The 19,850-nt window shown below is 38.3% G+C and carries 20 protein-coding genes and 1 other annotated feature; all 20 genes read left to right on the top strand.

Annotated elements, in window-relative coordinates; genetic code table 11:
* The 20 genes from minC to CD001_RS20670 all read left to right on the top strand — a co-directional run bounded on the left by minC (position 1) and on the right by CD001_RS20670 (position 19,628).
* Complete coding sequence (gene minC / locus CD001_RS20765) at positions 1–699, top strand: septum site-determining protein MinC (RefSeq protein WP_096189527.1); 699 nt, start codon at positions 1–3, stop codon at positions 697–699.
* A 103-nt stretch (positions 700–802) separates the two neighbouring features.
* Entirely contained in the window at positions 803–1,600 is a 798-nt protein-coding gene (gene minD, locus CD001_RS20760) for a septum site-determining protein MinD (RefSeq protein ID WP_096189525.1), read from the top strand.
* Between the two features lie 630 nt (positions 1,601–2,230).
* A complete protein-coding gene (locus CD001_RS20755; protein WP_179298839.1) occupies positions 2,231–3,058 on the top strand; it encodes a M23 family metallopeptidase in 828 nt (275 codons plus the stop codon).
* Positions 3,051–3,884 carry a M50 family metallopeptidase gene (locus CD001_RS20750; protein WP_096189523.1) on the top strand — a complete coding sequence of 278 codons (834 nt, stop codon included), beginning with the start codon at positions 3,051–3,053 and terminating at the stop codon, positions 3,882–3,884. The genes CD001_RS20755 and CD001_RS20750 overlap by 8 nt, the downstream gene beginning before the upstream one ends.
* A 151-nt stretch (positions 3,885–4,035) precedes the next feature.
* On the top strand, positions 4,036–5,529 hold the full coding sequence (locus tag CD001_RS20745; protein ID WP_179298838.1) for an Rne/Rng family ribonuclease: 1,494 nt from the start codon (positions 4,036–4,038) through the stop codon (positions 5,527–5,529).
* 71 nt (positions 5,530–5,600) lie between these two features.
* Positions 5,601–5,673: a sequence feature (ribosomal protein L21 leader region), on the top strand.
* Positions 5,674–5,686: 13 nt separating this feature from the next.
* A complete protein-coding gene (rplU, locus tag CD001_RS20740; RefSeq protein ID WP_096189519.1) occupies positions 5,687–5,995 on the top strand; it encodes a 50S ribosomal protein L21 in 309 nt (102 codons plus the stop codon).
* A gap of 9 nt (positions 5,996–6,004) precedes the next feature.
* Complete coding sequence (locus tag CD001_RS20735) at positions 6,005–6,334, top strand: ribosomal-processing cysteine protease Prp (protein ID WP_096189517.1); 330 nt, start codon at positions 6,005–6,007, stop codon at positions 6,332–6,334.
* Positions 6,335–6,353: 19 nt separating this feature from the next.
* Positions 6,354–6,647 (top strand): 50S ribosomal protein L27, encoded by a 294-nt coding sequence (gene rpmA / locus CD001_RS20730; protein ID WP_096189516.1) that lies wholly within the window; start codon positions 6,354–6,356, stop codon positions 6,645–6,647.
* Positions 6,648–7,060: 413 nt separating this feature from the next.
* Positions 7,061–7,798 carry an MBL fold metallo-hydrolase gene (locus CD001_RS20725; RefSeq protein ID WP_096189514.1) on the top strand — a complete coding sequence of 246 codons (738 nt, stop codon included), beginning with the start codon at positions 7,061–7,063 and terminating at the stop codon, positions 7,796–7,798.
* Between the two features lie 511 nt (positions 7,799–8,309).
* Positions 8,310–9,806 (top strand): flavin monoamine oxidase family protein, encoded by a 1,497-nt coding sequence (locus CD001_RS20720; protein WP_096189512.1) that lies wholly within the window; start codon positions 8,310–8,312, stop codon positions 9,804–9,806.
* Between the two features lie 220 nt (positions 9,807–10,026).
* Positions 10,027–11,046, top strand: a complete 1,020-nt coding sequence (locus CD001_RS20715) for a phosphate ABC transporter substrate-binding protein PstS family protein (RefSeq protein WP_179298837.1) — start codon at positions 10,027–10,029, stop codon at positions 11,044–11,046.
* Between the two features lie 133 nt (positions 11,047–11,179).
* Complete coding sequence (gene pstC, locus CD001_RS20710; RefSeq protein ID WP_096190703.1) at positions 11,180–12,088, top strand: phosphate ABC transporter permease subunit PstC; 909 nt, start codon at positions 11,180–11,182, stop codon at positions 12,086–12,088.
* Between the two features lie 3 nt (positions 12,089–12,091).
* A complete protein-coding gene (gene pstA / locus CD001_RS20705; RefSeq protein WP_096189511.1) occupies positions 12,092–12,976 on the top strand; it encodes a phosphate ABC transporter permease PstA in 885 nt (294 codons plus the stop codon).
* 19 nt (positions 12,977–12,995) lie between these two features.
* The gene (pstB, locus tag CD001_RS20700) at positions 12,996–13,826 is read left to right on the top strand and encodes a phosphate ABC transporter ATP-binding protein PstB (protein WP_096189509.1); all 831 of its coding nucleotides are present in this window, start codon (positions 12,996–12,998) and stop codon (positions 13,824–13,826) included.
* 18 nt (positions 13,827–13,844) lie between these two features.
* Positions 13,845–14,504: a phosphate signaling complex protein PhoU gene (gene phoU, locus CD001_RS20695; protein WP_096189508.1), complete on the top strand. Its 660-nt coding sequence runs from the start codon at positions 13,845–13,847 to the stop codon at positions 14,502–14,504.
* A 149-nt stretch (positions 14,505–14,653) separates the two neighbouring features.
* Entirely contained in the window at positions 14,654–15,403 is a 750-nt protein-coding gene (locus CD001_RS20690) for a response regulator transcription factor (RefSeq protein WP_096189506.1), read from the top strand.
* 223 nt (positions 15,404–15,626) lie between these two features.
* Positions 15,627–15,995 (top strand): YisL family protein, encoded by a 369-nt coding sequence (locus CD001_RS20685; protein WP_096189505.1) that lies wholly within the window; start codon positions 15,627–15,629, stop codon positions 15,993–15,995.
* A 624-nt stretch (positions 15,996–16,619) separates the two neighbouring features.
* Complete coding sequence (locus tag CD001_RS20680) at positions 16,620–16,769, top strand: YrzI family small protein (protein WP_096189504.1); 150 nt, start codon at positions 16,620–16,622, stop codon at positions 16,767–16,769.
* 35 nt (positions 16,770–16,804) lie between these two features.
* Positions 16,805–16,954 (top strand): YrzI family small protein, encoded by a 150-nt coding sequence (locus CD001_RS20675; RefSeq protein WP_096189503.1) that lies wholly within the window; start codon positions 16,805–16,807, stop codon positions 16,952–16,954.
* A gap of 400 nt (positions 16,955–17,354) precedes the next feature.
* A complete protein-coding gene (locus tag CD001_RS20670; protein WP_096189501.1) occupies positions 17,355–19,628 on the top strand; it encodes a phospholipase D-like domain-containing protein in 2,274 nt (757 codons plus the stop codon).
* The last annotated feature ends 222 nt before the right edge of the window (positions 19,629–19,850 follow it).

Below are 19,850 nucleotides of genomic sequence, written 5' to 3'. Positions count from 1 at the left end.
ATGACTGATAAACAGGTGAAAAAACAAAATGTACTCATTAAAGGTACAAAGGATGGGTTAACATTTATCCTCAACGATGAGTGCACATTTGACACCCTACTAGAAGAATTAAAGGAAAAACTTTCAGAACGGATGACTGTAGCAGATCAAGGGGGCGGTTCTGTACGTGTCAAGCTCGTTACTGGAAAAAGATATATTAATAAATTAAATGTTGAGCAGCTTGAGCAAATCTTAATAGAGCATATTCAAGCAGTTATTGATACAATAGACTCAGATGTGATTACGAAAGAAGAAGCAGAAGCTCTTCGAAAAAAATTGGAAGTCACTCGCCTCGTAAGGGTTGTCAGATCAGGGCAAATTTTTGAAGTAGAAGGTGACCTTTTATTAATCGGTGATGTCAATCCAGGCGGTACAGTCAGAGCTACAGGAAATATTTTTGTAATGGGTGCCTTGCGCGGAGCGGCACATGCGGGGATAAGCGGCAATGAACAAGCTGTGATCTGTGCCTCCTCAATGTCTCCGACACAGCTTAAAATTGCAGAAATATTAAGACGTCCACCTGAAAAAGAAGAAGAACAAACAATACAAACGATGGAATGTGCATTTGTCAGTGAAGATGGGGAAATGCTGTTAGACCGACTTCAACGGCTAATCCACCTTCGACCGCACTTATCATCATCATTAGAAACGATAAATTAGAGACTACATATGTAAACTTTATCTCCTTTTTCTTTGAAACCATGGTAGAATAATTTCAGAGATTAGGAGAAATGGAATGCTGTTTTAGAAAGGGGAGAATCACGTGGGAGAAGCGATCGTTGTGACATCTGGAAAAGGCGGAGTTGGTAAGACAACGACTACAGCGAATATTGGTACCGCACTAGCACTATCCGGAAAAAAAGTCTGTTTAGTAGATACTGATATTGGCCTGAGGAATTTGGACGTTGTAATGGGACTTGAAAACCGCATTATTTATGATCTAGTTGATGTAGTGGAACAGCGTTGTAAACTTCATCAAGCCTTAATTAAAGATAAACGTTTTGATCATTTATATTTACTTCCAGCTGCACAAACTAAAGATAAGTCTGCCGTTACCCCGGAACAGATGAAGGAACTTGTTACAGACTTAAAGCAGGATTATGATTACGTATTGATTGACTGTCCTGCAGGTATTGAACAAGGGTTTAAAAATGCTGTCGCAGGTGCGGATCGTGCGATTGTCGTCACGACACCTGAAATTTCGTCGGTTCGTGATGCTGACCGGATTATTGGCTTACTAGAAAAAGAACCGACTGGAGCTCCGAAATTAGTCATAAACCGAATCCGTAATCATATGATGCAAAATGGCGATGCAATGGATGTTGAAGAGATTGTCTCTATCCTTGCTGTTGAATTATTAGGTATCGTTATTGATGACGACGATGTTATAAAAGCGACAAATCAAGGTGAGCCTGTTGCAATGGAACCGAAAAGCAAGGCATCCATTGCTTATCGAAATATTGCCCGCCGTATCGGCGGGGAGTCCGTCCCTCTCATGTCGTTGGACGAGCAAAAAGGTGTATTTACTAAAATGAAAAAGTTCCTCGGTATACGAGGATAAATACGAGAAGCCGTTAAGATTAAATCTTAATGGCTTTTCTTAATGTTATGAAAACATTATGTACGATCTTTTAGGGTTCTATTATGAATGTTGTGGTCACCCTTATTAGGTCAATGTTTCTCTCTTTTGTTAACCTTGAGTCACCACAACAATTGACAGAGTGCCTCTTTTTAGTTGTTACATTGATGAACAAATATTTACAGTGTGAATAAGATAAAATACCCCCTTAATTGATATAGATTTATTATGTCTTGCCTCCATATTTGATGTGGGGGCTTTTTTACGTATGCTCGATGTGATTATGAACTGACCGAAACTTTTCGTAGACATATGATCATTTATTGTCATAAAAATCGCTATTTTTATCGTGCTTAAGGACATACGATTCGTTATTTGATGATACAGCCGAAAAAAACACCATTGAGGAATAGAAGTCCGCTAAACTTCCAGAGTTATGCTTTTTTATAGTAAGAACGAATCCAGTGTCCGCCAAAATTTCAAAACGAGTAAAATCATGAAACGAATACAAAACGATGTCTTCATTTAAAGTTGGATCGTGTTGTCATATGTGGAGCAGACAAGTCATATATATGGACCAATAAGACAAGCGTATAGGAAAGGGACATGGATATGAAGAATCGTGTTGAGAAAATAAGGCGAAAACTGGATGCAAAAAGAAAGAAACGAATCTACTCATCTCATCAGGATCGAATCAAACATAGGGCACGTAGTGATGACTATCCTTATGTCAGTATGAGGCATGATGAAGAAAGAGAGGATACGTTATTCACATATGACAGCAACCGGCCACTTGGAAAAGGAAGGAGTGAACCATTTTTTCGGAAAGATTTGTTTATGATGCAAATACTGGCTAGTATTTGTTTGTTCTTCCTTATAGGAATTCTATTTCAAACGCAATCCCCGTCTCTCGCTGGAGTAAAAAATTATGTTCAACAATCATTCCAGGAAGACTTTCAGTTTGGAGCAGTGGCAACTTGGTATGAGGAATCATTTGGACGTCCTCTTGCACTATTTCCACCGCAACTCGACGTTGTAGCACCTGGTGATTTTGAAAATGAGCCGCAAGTAGATACTTATGCACTTCCTGCTTCTGGTACAGTAAAAGAATCTTTTGAGCAAAATGGACGAGGAATCTACGTCGAGACAGAATCTGATGAATCAGTAGAAGCGGTTCGAAATGGAATGGTTCGCTTTGTAGGGGAGGATGAAGAGAACGATTGGGGAAACATGATCATTGTCCGTCATTATGATGGATCTGAATCATGGTATGGAATGCTCGAGGATATTTCCGTACAGTTATATGATCATGTTGATATAGGAGATACTCTTGGACATGTGTCACAACACGAAGAAAAGGAAGCGGTCGGAGTTTACTATTTTGCCCTTAGGGAAGGGGATGTATTTGTCGACCCGATCGAAGTGATTACAGTTGATTAGTTTGTTAACAAAAGTCCATATCCACCCTGTCCTTTGGGTAGTTTTAGGCATAGGGATTGTTACCGGGATGTTTAAAGAGGTAATGATGTTATTTTTCATCGTATTTATGCACGAAATGGGCCATAGCTGGATGGCACATCGTTTTCGGTGGAGAATTAAAAAAATTCATTTGTTACCATTTGGAGGAATGGCAGAAACTGAAGAATATGGGAACAGACCTGTTAAGGAAGAAATACTTGTCACGATATTTGGTCCATTGCAACATTTATGGTTAATAGCAGCAAGTTACTTTCTCCTTTTTACACCATTTTGGACATTCGAGGATCATCAAATTTTTTTGTTTCATAATTTGACAATTCTTTTATTTAATCTCTTGCCGATTCTTCCTTTAGATGGTGGTAAATTACTTTATTCTTTAACGACGAGTTTTTTTCCATTCCATAGATCGTATTACGTAAGTTTTGCATCGTCTATCACGATTTTGAGCCTGCTTACATTTCTATGTCTGACGATTTTACCATTCCATTTAAATTTAATGATGATTGCCGCTTTTTTATGGGTTCATCATTATTTAGAATGGAAACAGCGTCACTACATGTTTTTACGATTTCTATTAGAAAGGAAGAGGTTAAAACCACAAGGAAAAGAAAAAGTCATACATGTTCCGTTGACAACAACTGTAGCTGAAGCAGTAAAAAATGTATACCGAGGGAAGGTTCACCTATTCTTTACAGATAAGCATGGTTGTCTCATTCATGAAGCGAACGTAATTGAAGCATTTTTTGACCGTGATAAGCGTAAACTACCAATCAAAAAAATACCGTAATCAACCATAAAATTCCATGTGCCAGGCACATGGAATTTTATGGTTGATTTTTCTGCTTTAATATTTACTGGATGGGTGGAGGGATTGGAAAAATGATCACATCTTCTATATAATAGTCGCAACGAGCAATGTAAGATGGGAGTCAGAAATTTTGCGGAAAATTATTTTAAATACGTTATTTGAGGAGAAACGCGGCGCGATATTGGAAAATGGACATGTCGTCGAATGGCTTTATAAGCATGAAAAAGGAGTTGCCTATTCTGGAAATATTATTAAGGGACAAGTAATCGATATCGTTCCGGGAATGGATGCTGCCTTTGTTGATCTTGGAGATGAGAAAAACGGGTATCTATACAAAAATGAACTCATCGCTTATCAAAAAGCTGTAGAAAATGATGAGCCAGTACCATCAATTACGAATCTCATTACAAAAGGGCAGTCAATCATTGTACAAGTGAAAAAAGAAGCAACTGGAACGAAAGGTGCTCGATTAACCGAACAGTACTCATTACCTGGGAAATACATTGTATACTTACCTTCAGGCAATTATGTTGCTGTCTCCAAAAAGATGAGTGACGATGCTGTACGAGAACAATGGCGAAACAAAGGAAAGGATTGGATCGAAGAGGGTGAAGGGCTCATCATTCGGACAAATGCAGAGCAGTCAGATGAGAGTATAGTTTACGATGAACTAATACGTTTACGAAACCAATACCATTTGATGCTTGAAAGAGGGGAAGCAATAAAAAAAGTACCCGCTCTTTTATATGATAACGATTCGTTATTTTTAAGAGTAACACGCGATTTTTCCAGTGACGGTAAAACGGAAATTATTGTTGATTCGGTTGAAGATTATCAATGGCTAAAAGAATGGGTGGATGAGAACAATAGTAAAAATATTCATCTGTATCAAGGAAAAGAGTCCATTTTTCATCATTATGGGTTAGAAAAGCAGTTAGAAAAATCGTTAAAACCAAATGTTTGGCTGAAAAATGGCTCATCACTTGTCATCGAAACAACTGAAGCGTTGACAGTAATAGATGTGAATACAGGTAAATATGTAGGGAAAGGGAATTTCCGAGATACGGTGCTGAATACGAATATTGAAGCAGCAAAGGTAGTGGCAGAACAACTCAGACTACGAGATATTGGCGGGATTATCATTATTGATTTTATAGAAATGAAAGAAGAGAATGATAAAGAAAAAGTGTTGCATACATTAAAAAACTCTTTAAAGTATGACAGAACGATTACGAATGTGGCAGGCTTTACAAAGCTTGGATTAGTTGAAATGACGAGAAAGAAAACGAGAAAATCATTAGCAGACTATTATTTGCAAAGCTGTCAAACGTGTTTTGGAAAAGGAAAAGAGTGGAGTTCGTCAGCTGTGATTGAATCATTAAGACGAGCTGCCTATGAGCATCGCTATTCAGATGATGAGGCGTTGCTCATCGAAATCACCCCACAACCAGCGAATGAATTGCTAAAAGATGGTGGGGAGAAGCTCAAACAAATCGAACAAGCTGTAAATAAAACGATTTATTTACTCGCGAAAGAGACGGTTGAAAATCGTATATTCGGATATACGATTCGATTAACTGGTGATCTACAAAGTATGAAAGAAGCGTGGCTGCGCAGGAGATAGACGAGAGATAATATTGACACGGATGTTTCTATTGTGGTATGATTTCCTTTGTTAGTTGTTTGGTAGCACCCAAAGAGCTACAACCGCACAGATCAGGTTTTTAAGCATCCATTTGCACCTGTCATGGCGAGTCTGAGTACTAAAGGAGGTGCCGTACGTGTACGCTATTATTGAAACTGGTGGAAAACAAGTGAAAGTTACTGAAGGCCAAGAGGTTTACATCGAAAAGGTTGATGTAGCTGAAGGTGAAACTGTTACATTTGACCAAGTCATCCTTGTAGGTGGAGACGAAACAAAAGTGGGAACTCCAACTGTAGAAGGTGCAACGGTTACTGGTAAAGTTGAAAAGCATGGCCGTGGCAAGAAGACGATCGTGTATAAGTTCAAAGCGAAAAAGAACTATCGTCGTAAGCAAGGTCATCGTCAACCTTACACTAAAGTAGTTATTGACAAAATCAACGCGTAAGGTGTCGCTATGATACATGTGCGTTTTGACCGTAATGAAGATGGAACGATTCATACGTTTACAATGGACGGACATGCAAATGCTGCTCCACATGGACAAGATCTTGTCTGTGCAGGCGCATCGGCTATTTCTTTCGGAAGTATCAATGCCATTGCAGCCATTTGCGAGACACGTTTAGATGTGAATATGGAAGATAACGGAGGCTTTCTCCGCTGTCGTGTTCCTAATAACCTTGATTCGGACACTTATGAGAAAGTTCAATTATTACTTGAGGGTATGTTCTATTCATTAAAAACGATGGAAGAACAGTACGGACAGTATATACGAATCGATAACTGATATTCAGGAGGTGAAGACCATGTTTTTAAATTTGGACCTTCAATTTTTCGCCCAAAAGAAGGGTGTAGGTAGTACAAAGAACGGTCGTGACTCTATCGCGAAGCGTCTTGGCACAAAGCGTGGAGACGGACAGTCAGTAACGGGCGGATCTATCCTTGTACGTCAACGTGGAACTCGCATTTACCCAGGTGTGAACGTTGGTAAAGGTGGAGACGATACGTTATTTGCGAAAGTAGACGGAGTCGTGAAATTTGAGCGTGTTGGACGTGACCGTAAGCGCGTAAGTGTTTACCCAGAAGTTCAAGAAGCGTAAAAAGGAGAATCCTTGTGGAGATTTGCTCTCTGCAGGGGTTTTTTGTTTAAAGATAAGGAAGTATAACATTTCAATCTCTCGATTGCTGTCTAGACTTCAGGCACGAGCGTTAACTACACGATCTTCCACACGGATGTGGTGACTTCGGTGTTCCCGCAGGATGCGGGGGTTTTAGCCGAAGATCTGATCTAGCGATTTGCCTCGACGGACAGGATGTCCTAATGCCAGGCATGCCACAGGACGTGGCGTATTGCCCGGTTGACGGATATAACCGCAGAGCGATGTAGAAGAGGAAGAGGCAGCGCTTTTCGCCGATAGGGCGCCTTCCGCTTTTCTTATCACCATACATAATTGCTCTTTTAGATTATTATTAGTTTTGATAAGGTAATCATAACAGTGAAAGGAGAATGCTCATGAAATTGACTGTGATCGGTTTTTGGGGAGCTTACCCTAGTATGAATGAAGCAACTTCTGCTTACTTAGTTGAAACTGAGGATACGAAAGTATTACTCGATTGTGGCAGCGGCAGTGTTGCTCGCCTGCAGCAGCATATTGATTTAAATCAACTAGATGCTTGTATTCTGACTCATTATCACCATGATCATATTGCGGATATCGGTGTTCTCCAATACAGTCGTGTCGTTGACATGAATTTAAAGCGTACGAATAAGCCGCTACAAATATATGGACATATCGAAGATGAGAAATCATTCCAAGCTCTCGGTAAGAAACCATATACAGAAGTGTATACGTATAATGCTAATAAAGAATTAAAAGTTGGCTCTTTAGCAATGACTTTTCACAAAACAACACATCCTGCTCCTTGTTACGCAGTAAAGGTCGTATCTGAAAAGGGAAGTAATTTTGTTTATACAGGTGATACTTCTTATGACGAAACAATAGTCCCTTTTATTCGTGGTACGGATTTACTCATAACGGAGTGTAGTTTTTACAAAGGAGAGGAAGCCAGTGCCTACGGGCATATGAACAGTGAAGAGGCAGCGACTCTTGCAAAAAAAGCCCGGGTGAAACAGCTCCTTCTCTCCCATTTGCCGCACTTCGGCAAACATAATCAGCTTCTCGATCAAGCTAAAGATATTTTTGAAGGGAAAGTAGAATTAGCTTCATCCAATTGGACGTGGGATTCCTAAAAAACATAACTACCCCTTACTTATAGAGGATCTTCAAAAAGTCTAGGAAAAATAGCTATCTATCTCTGCGTTGACTCCGTTTTTAGTTCCGATACACACCATACCTCAAAACTTCGTCGCCTTGAAAAACTTTGAATCTTCTTCTACAAGCTAAACTTTGTGGTTATCTTTCAACCGGACAAAACGCCACGTTCTGTGGATGTCAGCATTAGGACGTCCTGTCCATCGAGACACTTGTAAGATCAGATCTTCTGCTAAAACCCCCGCGTCCTGCGGGAACGCCGAAGTCACACATCTGTGTGGAAGCTTGTGATGTGACACTCATGGCTCTTTTTATCCTCCTTTTTGAACAAGCCATTATACAGGTTCAGTCTCAGGCTAGCCTGTATTTATTTATGAAGAAAAATAAATTTGGATGCTCAAACAAAGCTTTTTTGAAAAAATAATATGTTAAATATATACATAAATTGATGTGCCTCCCAATATTATTGTATAAAAAAAGGGTGGTTACATGAATTACCTTGACGGCAACTTTTCATCGTCGGCCGATGCTAGTGAAGCTACTAAATCTATGTTGAAACTAATAAAAAGTGGTCTGCCGAAAACAAATTCTCCTAAAAAAGTTATCATTTTAGGGGCGGGGATGGCCGGCCTCGTTTCTGGTTATTTATTAAAACAAGCAGGCCATAAAGTCACAATTCTAGAAGGGAATAAAAGAATAGGCGGCCGAGTTAACACAATCCGTGAGCCCTTTACAGGAGGAAATTACTTTGAAGCTGGTGCGATGCGGATATTAAGTCATCATTTTTTAACACTTGCGCTTATTGAACATTTTAATTTACCATTAAAACATTTCATTCATACTTCTCCAAATGATTTATTATTTGTAAACAACCAATTGATAAGAAAATATCAGTATGAACAACATCCGGAACTTTTACAGTTCCCTGTAGATGAAGAGGAACATAGCAGAAATGTTTTTGAACTGCTTCAATCTGCACTCGACCCATTTATTGAAACATTTTTACAGTCATCTGAACCAGAAAGAAGAAGGCTTATAAAACGTTTTGACAGGCATTCAATGTCTACGTTTTTACGGGAAAATCCGTTAGGGCCGAAGCTATCTCCAGCTGCAATTCAGAAAATAAAAGTTCTTATTGGAATAGAGGGGTTTCCTGATTTTTCATTTATTGATATTGTCCTAAATATAATAGGAACGATTTTTCATCCAGAAGCTGATTATAGAGAAATTGAAGGAGGAAACGATCAATTGCCTCAATCGTTTCTTCCACATCTTCATGATGACATAAAGCTTGGACAAATCGTAAAGCGAATTAAACAGCAAGAAAATGGAGGAGAGGTCTTTACTGCTAATGAAGCAGGCGAAGATGTTAGTTCATTTACTGGGGATTGCATCATTAATACGATTCCATTTTCGGTTTTCCAATTTATTGATGTGGAACCACACGATTCAATCTCTTTTTGGAAGTGGAAGACAATTCGTAATTTACATTATGTTCCATCCGTAAAAATAGGGATGGAGTTTTCAATGAAATTTTGGGAGGACCATGGGATGTTTGGGGGGAAGTTGACGACTGATCAACCACTGCAATTCGTATACTACCCTAGTCGTGAACATGGGCAACCTGGACCTGGTGTAATCCAAGCATGCTATTCGTGGGGAGATAAAGCAAGATTATGGGAGAAGCTCACGGAAGAGGAGCGAATGTCTCAAGCAAAAAAATATCTGTCTTTGATTCATGGTGATGTTGTTCAAGAGACCTTCATGAATGGACGCTCGTTTAGCTGGACACAGAATCGTTTTTCAGGGGGATGCTTTGCGATCTTTGCACCTTACCAAGCATATAACTATCCTGAAATTATTAGGAAGCGAGAGGGAATTATTCATTTTGCCGGTGAACATACTTCATTGCTTCATGGATGGATCGAAGGAGCTGTAGAGTCTGGCATAAGGGTTGCAAATGAAGTGAACATGCTTACTAGCTAAAAGTTTGTGATGAATGCGAAGTGCTCAACTGAAAAATTTATATATAGACACACGATTGTCAAAAGATGATCGTGTATTTTTTATTCTTTATGAACTTTACAAAGGATTAACAAACGATTTACATCACATTTATTTATCCTTAATATTCGTCAATTATACTTTGAACTGTGATCAAGGGATCACCGATTAATAGAAATGAAACAAATACACGAGGAGGACGTTGTCAGTGAAAAAGTTTAGCTTATCAATGATGATGGCAGGGCTTATGGCTTTGGCAGTTGCTTGTGGTGAAGGTGAAGAAAGTAATGCAAGTGAGAGCAACAATGATGATGAAGGAACAAATTCAGAAGAAAACAGTTCGGAAGAAAGCACATCAGAGGAACTTTCTGGAACAGTATTAATTGATGGATCTGGAACCGTATATCCACTAATGTCACGAATCGCCGAAGAATATATGGTAACAGAACAACAAGGCGTTAGTGTTGAAGTGAGCCGTGCGGGAACAAGTGCTGGTATGCAAAGGTTTGTTGCTGGTGAAACAGATTTATCAAATGCTTCTCGTGGTATTAGAGATGAAGAACTGGAAGAATTAGAAGCCAACGGGATTGAGACAGCAGAATTTAAAGTAGCTCTTGATGGCTTAACTTTAGTTATCCACCCAGATAATACATGGGCGACAGAGATGACAGAAGAAGAAATTAAAGAAATGTTTGTTACAGGTACTCATTCAGATGATGATGAATTTTTATGGTCTGATATTCGCTCTGATTGGCCGGACGAGCCTGTAAATTTATATGGACCGAATGAAAACCATGGAACAAATGAATTTTTCGTTGAAGAAATTATTGAAGAGCAAGATCTAGCTCAAACGATCAATCTTCAACAAGAATATTCCACATTAGTTAATCTAATTTCTGAAGATGTTAACGGAATCGCATTCTTTGGTTATGGATATTATGCGAACAATGATGATCAAATATCTGCTGTTCACGTGGACTTCGGTGATGGACCAGTAGCTCCTTCATTAGACACGATTAAGGAAGATGGGGATTATGCTCCATTTACACGTCCAGTGTTTACAAATTTAAGTATCAATTCTGCAAAAGAGAAGCCGGAAGTAAAAGATTTTGCTAAATATGTATTCTCTGTAGCAGATGAATTTGCTGGCGAAACAGGGTTTGCACCGCTACCAGAAGATGAGCTACAAGAAAGTATTGAATATATAGAGTCTATTGAATAAATAGTTTGACGAGTAAAGGGGGATGGTGAAGTGATAGTCGTACCTTCATCTTCCCTTTCATTTGTTAGATGTTTATGGTCTACGATGTCGGAAGGGGGACAGTTTTGTGTCTAAAACAGAAAGTGTCAGCGAGATGATTAGTCAAAAAAAGCAAGCAGGAAGTCGAACAACGGTGATAGAAAAAATTGTACCTGTATTATTATTTATAGGTGCCTCAATATCAATTTTAACAACTGTCGGTATATTATTTACACTTTTATATGAAACATTTTTATTTTTCTCCGAGGTATCTTTTAAAGAATTCTTTTTTAGTACAGAATTAAGACCTTTAAGTCCAGTAGAACCATCCTTTAGTATTCTACCGTTATTAACGGGTACGCTAATGACTTCGCTCGTTGCTATGCTGGTAGCTGTTCCAATTGGATTGACGACTGCCATTTACTTAAGTGAATATGCTTCAAGAAGCGCAAGAAAAATTTTGAAGCCCTTGGTTGAAGTTTTAGCAGGGATACCAACAATCGTATATGGTTTTTTTGCGTTTACATTTGTAACTCCTCTTTTAAGAGAGGTGATACCAGGCCTAGGTGCAACGAATGCATTAAGTCCAGGTATTGTCATGGGAATTATGATTATCCCGATTGTTGCCTCTCTATCTGAAGATGCGATGAATTCTGTACCAAACGCAATGAGAGAAGGGGCTTTAGCTATTGGTGCTACAAAGTTGGAGGTTACAGGTCGTGTTGTTATCCCTGCTGCAATTTCAGGGATTATTGCTTCATTCGTTTTAGGAATATCTCGAGCAATCGGTGAAACGATGATCGTGACGATTGCAAGTGGGAGTACGAAAAATTTTACGTTTGACGTTACTCAATCTATGCAAACAATGACGGCATATATCGTCGAGGTAACGAGTGGCGATGCTGCAAGTGGTACGACAGCCTATTACAGCTTATATGCAGTAGCATTTACATTATTTATTTTTACGTTAATGATGAACATGGTTGCACGTTACATCACGAAGAAATTTCGGGAGGTGTATTAACGTATGCGATATATCGATCATAATGCTGTCCGAAATAAAATGGGGAAAAGGCTCTTTCTAAACAAGTTAGTAAAAGTTCTTTTTGCCGGTGCTACGCTATTTGGCCTCGTCGTATTAGCAATACTATTATATCAAGTCATTATTGACAGTATCGGTTGGATCGATATGAACTTCCTAACGGGATTATTGTCTACAGATGCAGAGCGAGCAGGAATTAGAGGAGTTATAGTAGGGACGTTATGGCTTATGTTAATTGTCGGTCCAGTCACGATCACTCTCGGTGTTAGTACGGCCTTATATCTTGAAGAGTATGCAAAAAAAGGAAAAATACACTCATTTATACAGACAAATATTTCTAATTTAGCGGGAGTTCCCTCCATTGTATTTGGTCTATTAGGCTTAACGATTTTTGTTCGTGTACTAGGTTTTGGTACGAGTATTATTGCTGGAGGATTAACGATGTCTTTACTCGTTCTGCCAATTGTCGTTGTAGCTGCACAAGAAGCGATACGAACTGTTCCAAGTGAAATAAAGGAAGCTTCTTACGGAATGGGTGCGACAAAATGGCAAACGATAAAAAATATTATTTTACCGGCATCATTGCCAGGTATTTTAACTGGGATGATTCTTGCTATCTCGAGAGCAATTGGAGAAACAGCACCGCTAGTTGCAATCGGAATACCTGCACTGATTATTCCTGTACCTTCAAGTGCGTTTGATACGTTTACTGCACTGCCAATGCAAATCTATTACTGGACACTTGATTCTGTATTAGTAGATGAATATGCAAATTTAGCAGCTGCGACAATTATTGTGCTGCTAGTCGTGTTATTTGTATTAAACTCAATCGCAATTATTATACGAAATAAATTTCAAAAAAGATATTAGTGGTTAAGGAGGTATAAACATGTCAGCTCAAACCTCATTAAAAAAAGAAACACACTTACAAGAGGGGAAAAAAACAGGTGCAGACCGGATAGATAAAGAAGTGATTTATCATACGAAAAATTTGAACCTTTGGTATGGAGAAACGCATGCGTTAAAAGATATAAACCTTCCGATCTTAGAAAATGACGTTACAGCGATTATTGGTCCTTCTGGATGTGGGAAATCAACTTATATTAAAACACTTAATAGAATGGTAGAGCTCGTATCAAATGTGAAAGTTAGTGGTGATATTTTATACAGAGGGCAGAACATTTTTAACAAAGCATATCGCGTAGAAGAGTTAAGAACAAGAGTAGGAATGGTTTTTCAAAAACCAAATCCATTTCCAAAATCAATTTTTGATAACGTCTCTTACGGACCTAGAATCCATGGTATTCGAGATAAGAAATTATTAAAAGAAATTGTAGAAAAGAGTTTACGAGGTGCAGCTATTTGGGATGAAGTAAAAGACAGATTGAACGAAAATGCTTTCGGTTTATCCGGCGGACAACAGCAGCGACTTTGTATAGCACGATGTTTAGCCATTGAGCCAGACGTAATTTTAATGGATGAGCCAACGTCTGCACTAGATCCAAAATCTACATTAAAAGTCGAGGAGCTCGTCCAAGAGTTAAAAGAGAAGTACTCGATCATTATTGTGACTCATAACATGCAGCAAGCTGCTCGAATATCTGATAAAACAGCTTTCTTCCTTAACGGGGAAGTGATTGAATATGATGATACAAATGTAATTTTTTCAACCCCTTCAGATCAGCGGACAGAAGATTATATTACTGGGCGGTTTGGATAAAAAGAGGAGAGTGAATCAATGACAGTCAGAGGACAATTTACAAATGAACTTTATGGATTAAAAAAGGAAATTATGATTTTAGGAACAATGGTTGAAAAAGCATTATGCGATACGATGAACGCAATTAAACGAAAACAATATTCAAAGTTCGATGAGATTATTGAAAATGATATACAGGTAAATCAAATCGAGCTAGAAATTAATGAAAAAGCTACGTTAATGATTGCGAAACAACAGCCAGTCGCATCTGATTTAAGAAAAATCATTGTTTCATTAAAGGTTTCCAGTGACTTAGAAAGGGTTGGTGATTTGACAGTCGATATCGCTAAAGCAGCGAGTAGATTAAAAGACCATCAACATATGGTGCCATTCGAAAATGAACTGTTAACGATGGGAGAAAAGGCGCAAAGAATGCTTCAAGAATCATTGAAGGCATATCAAGAATCAAATGTATTAGCTGCTCAGCACATCGCAACAATGGATGATGAGGTTGATGAAGCATACGGATTATTTGTAAGAAATATTTTCGGTGTTGTCGTTTCTGAAAAAGGTGTGACAGAACAAGTGACACAAATGGCCTATATTTCTAGATATATTGAGCGGATTGCTGATTATTGTACGAATATAGCCGAATGGATCATCTATGAAGTGAATGGTAAAAGGTTTGATTTAAATTAATTCTCTAGTCTTTTCATGATTTACTGCTTCGTCTAGACGAGTTTATCTATTGAATATACTTCTCGTTTGCAATATTAATGTTTTACGTTTTAGCTTAAAGAGTACATTACATTGGTTTTGACTCACGTCTGAAGGATGGGGAGGACGTCGTGAAAAAATCCATACTCATTGTTGGCCATCAAAAAGCTGAAGTGAAGGTTATTCAAAACGGATTTGAAAATAGTGGTTTTCGTACGCATATTGCATATGATAGTGAGGAAGCTTTTAAACAATTGCAATCTATATCACCTGATGCAATTATAATCGAGCTTGAAATGCCACGGATAAGTGGTATTGATTTTTGCAGGGAATTACGGATTACGTATAAGGATTGGACGCCGCTTATTGTCATCTCTTCTAAAAATGAGGAGCTAGATCAAGTATTGAGTTTTGAACTTGGGGCAGATGACTATATGAGTAAACCTATAAGAATAAAGGAGCTCATTGCTAGAGTTAAATCAGTCATAAGGCGAGGGAGAATGTGTTGTGTAAATGAAAAAGAGCGAAGAATTGAAAATAGGAGCGAACAAATCGTTAATGGTGACCTCGTCTTAGATCCTGAACATTTTGTTGTTTATTTAAGCGGAAGAGCGATTGATTTAACTCGTAAGGAATATGAACTTATTTACTATTTATTTATGAATCAAGGTAAAGCGCTCTCTAGAACGGAGCTGCTTCACTCACTTTCTGGTGAAGATGCTGACATGGATGAGCGGATTATCGATGTATTCATTAGTAGAATCCGTCAAAAAATTGAACCGCATCCAAGGAATCCGACATATGTTAAAACAGTAAGAAATATAGGTTATATGATGAAAGAAATAGAAATAATAGACCAATTGAACAAACCAATTATTTAATTGTCAGGGACCAGGTCCCTGACAATTTTGTGAACAATGAAGGAATGAAAAGGAGTGTTTAAAACGATTTGCTTTGCCTATAGTAATAAATCGTTATCAATCTAGATGATCGAATGAATGGTTGTGCTTTACGTTTATGTCATTTTTTCGATATACTACTACTTAGAGTCTATATGACAAGGTCATACCTCAATATTTTGAAGAAATGAAAGGAGTAAAAGAAATGGCTGAACATTATTTTGCCTTTTTGCATAGCCACACGTTATTTTGGTTTATTACACTCGTGCTTTTTGTATTAACAGTATCTTTTATACGTGGAGGAAAAGGAAAAGTTAGTAAAATTTTACAAATGACATTGCGTTTGTTCTATGTACTTGTACTTATTACTGGTGGTGCATTAGTTCTCATACATATGAGCTTATTAGCGGTGATAAAAGGTGCTCTTGCATTCTGGTTAATTTTTGTAATGGAAATGATTACGAACCGGATGGCTAAAGGAACGTTAACTGGAAACAGCAAACGCATTTTTTGGATTCAGTTTGTTGTAGCGGTAGTACTAGTACTATATTTTGGATATTTCGTGATCGGGTAATATATTTGTTTGAAGAAGAAACTGTCTCTCAATGGCTAATGAAAGCTAGTGAGAGACAGCTTTTTTAGTTTCAGATCTTAGCGGATTTCCATTTTTAGAAACAGTTATTATAAATTTACAGAAAAGTGTTTACAAATCGTTCTAGTGAGAGTACAATAAGCAATGGAATAAAAAGAAATTATTGGAAAGGAGGCGTGAACAATGCGTAATGTCATTCAAACAAATTTAACACAACTTCATATTGTTCAATATCTTGCCTCCGTGTGGAAAAGCTGTCTGTAATCAGCTTTTCGATATTTTCTAAATGATTTATACATGCGCAGGTTAGATATCGACCTGTGCTTTTTTATGCACTATTTTACGTGGATTTGAATACTTTATTTCGTTACGTCGAACACAGGTCAATATAAACTTGTGTTCTTTTTAGTGTGATCATATCGATCCGATTTACAATCATGTAATTTGTAATGATGGCATAAAATCCAACGTGTATAAGAAAAACGTATGCAAACATCTTCGTTTTGTAATCAAAACGTTTAATTTTTGAAGGAGGTGAATGGTAATGACGGGCGTGAATAAAAGTTGTCATGATGATAATCGTGCACATAGAGGAGGTGATTTTATATGATGATTCATCTATTGTTCTTCACAATTATTATTAAAAAAAGGAAGTACTCTCCTGAAGAAGTTGAGATTGAACACCGCAGAAATAAGAGTCGTGAACAGCGTGAACAAATGAAAGCAAAACAAAGTCATTATCATCGAATGATTTAATGAATCATTCATATGAATAGGAGAGGTGAAAAGAAATGGTTATTAACTTATTGTTTTTTACAATTACCATTACGAAAAGACAAGTAACGGAAAAAGATATCCGTCATGCACAGCATGAAACAATGCAGCGCGAGCGGCGATTAATGCTTCAAGCGAAACAAAGTGAATACGTGAGAATGTTATAAAAAATACTTAAATAAGGAGGATGAATGATAATATGATATTTATACCGATTTTCACTTTAGTCAGATTGCCGCAGGGGAAAGGCTTTGTTTAGCAAAGCTTTTACCTTTTAAACGAAAATAAGGAAGGAAAGCGCAATGCGCCCATCGATGGCGCTTGCGCTTTTCTTAATCTCGAAGCTAAGACATGAATATTTCATAAAAATAAATCATCGATATCATTTTACATACAAAGTTTGGATAAAATCTATATCATTTGATCTGATTTTTGTTGTTTACAAAACCTTTACTTAGCATTTATTGAGTATGATGGTAGGCTGTGCTACATTTTAATTGAGGAGTACGATTCTGAATATTCTGATAATTAATACGTGTTACTAGTACGAGAAGGAGGTTTTATGAGGTGTTACAAAAAAATAAGATTTTGCCAGCTTTTTTACTTATGTTATTTTTTTTAATTCCACCAGTTTTGTCAAGTTCTGCGTTTCTAGTCGGGGAAGCTTACGATGCAACGAACGTTATTATTACAGAGGTTTATTATGATACACATGTTTCTTTTGAACCTGATGAATTTATAGCGGTAACCAACCCACTTGATGAAGACATTGATCTTTCTAGCTGGAGTATCGGAGACCTCAATACAGAAGCTGTTTTTCCAGATGGTACGTTTATTGAAGGAGGAGAGACGCTTTATATTGTAAGGGATGCGGATGTTGCAATTGAACACAATATCTTAAATGGTATGATGCCTGATTTTGAGTTCTCTGAAAATACGGTTTCTGATGTTCCGAATTTGGAAGGCAGCAACCCTCGTTTTGCTAATAATGGTGATGAAGTAGTTTTAAGGGATAACGAAGGAGAAAAGATTGATATTGTCATATATGGAAATTCCGATTACAGTGGAGATGGCTGGACGAGTGATCCTGTACCAACAGGGAGCTCTGGTGATCTCCTCGTTCGAAATCGAGATGAGGTAACAGGAGTGTGGATTGATACTGACAGTCGTTCTGATTGGGATAGCTTAAAGACGAATCCCCTTGCTGTAACGGACGATTTGCGCACATACAAACAAGCACAGTCGCGATTTGAGTTAGAAACCTTTGAATTTGAAGGGACTGTACGTCCGTATACGTCTCCTGATTCTACTTATGAAGTATTGTCAAGTCTGATCGATAGTGCACAAGAATCGATTGACTTAAGTGTATATGAGATGCATAGCCCTCATTTAACTGAGCATTTAGTTGAAGCAATAGAAAGGGGCGTAGAAGTAAGGACCCACTTTGACGGTGGACCCGTTGGCGGACTTCAGGATGAATCAAGGTGGGTATCACAGCAAATTTATGAAGCTGGTGGAGAGGTCCGCTATATTGTGATGGACCGTGACAATGACATTCATAAACGCTACCGCTGGGATCATTCCAAATATGGCATCATTGACGGAGAAACATTGTTTGTACAAAGTGAAAACTGGAAATCTAGCGGAACACCTGTCGACAGTTCCTTTGGTAACAGAGGCTGGGGAATTGTCATTGAAAATGAAGATGTTGCGAACTATTATTTAGATGTGTTCGAAACGGACTGGGATGACAACTTTCCTGATATCTTCGCACATACGCCTTCTCATGACCGGTGGGGTGACCCATCCAATGATTTTGAACCGGAATTTGAAATAACGACAGGATCGTATGAGGCACCATTTGAGAGTGAAGAAGTATCCGGGGCGTTTAGCGTTTCGCCTGTTATAGCTCCGGACACGAGTTTTAGACAGCAAGATTCAATACTAGGGATGATAAACAGTGCAGAAGAGTATGTATTCGTTGACCAAATGTACTCTCATAAATTTTGGGGAGGCCAAGACGATTCGTCTGAATCTCATCCGAATATCTATATGGAAGCCGTGATAGATGCGGCTAAAAACGGTGCCTCCGTTCGTTTTTCTTTAGGTGATGCGTGGCTTGATCCGGATAACCGACGTGATAACATCAATACGATAGACTACCTTAATGGCATTGCTGACGAGTATGACCTCGATATGGAAGCAAAGCTAATCAATACAGATGCTCTAGGCATAGAAATCACACATAACAAAGGAGTCATCGTTGATGATCAAGTTTTAGTCTCTAGTATTAATTGGTCAAAAAACAGTGGAAAGAATAATCGTGAGGCGGGCGTAATTATACAAAATCAAGAGGTTGCTGATTTTTATAAAGAAGTATTTTTATATGATTGGTATGGAGGAGAAGAGGCTGAATTTGAAGATTTTGAAGGTGCTACAAAAGGCTCCTATGCAGCCGGTGATGTAGAATTGGCAACAGGGTCTTGGCATTTTGATAATGCTTTACTCGGAGCTCGCAGTAGTGATAAAAGCTTTGGTAATAGGTCTGCGCGTATTCGTTCTGAAGGCTCGGTTTCGATGAACTTTGACTTGCCAGCAGCAGCTGAAGTGAGTTTCTATCATGCGAACTTCGGATCAGATTCTGGTGGAGAAATCACATTGCAAAAATCGTTTGATCAAGGATCTTCTTGGTGTGATGTAGAAGGACCATTCACAAGCCAAAATGACTTGGAAAAGGTAACTGTTGATATGGATGTATCCGAGGATGTGAGGTTCCGCCTTTTAGTCTCGGGTACTTCAGGGGTACGAATTAACATCGATAACTTTACAATCGTTCATTAACTGCATCCAAGTTCTTCCCAGTAAATCATCATGTAGTTGTTGTGACTTTTTTTTCACAACAACTATATGACCGAAGAAATTGAAGCATTGATGCGGAAAGAGGACACTGCTCATGCAAGGATCTTCAGCATGAGGAGATGCCGGACTTGAGCCCTAGGGTAAAAGCGTACACATGAAACGAAGAAATACAAGCAAAAAAAGGGTACCATAAGCAAGGCTTTT

It is taken from the genome of Evansella halocellulosilytica (assembly GCF_002335745.1).
Taxonomy (GTDB): Bacteria; Bacillota; Bacilli; order Bacillales; family Salisediminibacteriaceae; genus Bacillus_CA; species Bacillus_CA halocellulosilytica.
This window is presented reverse-complemented; position numbering and strand designations above follow the sequence as displayed.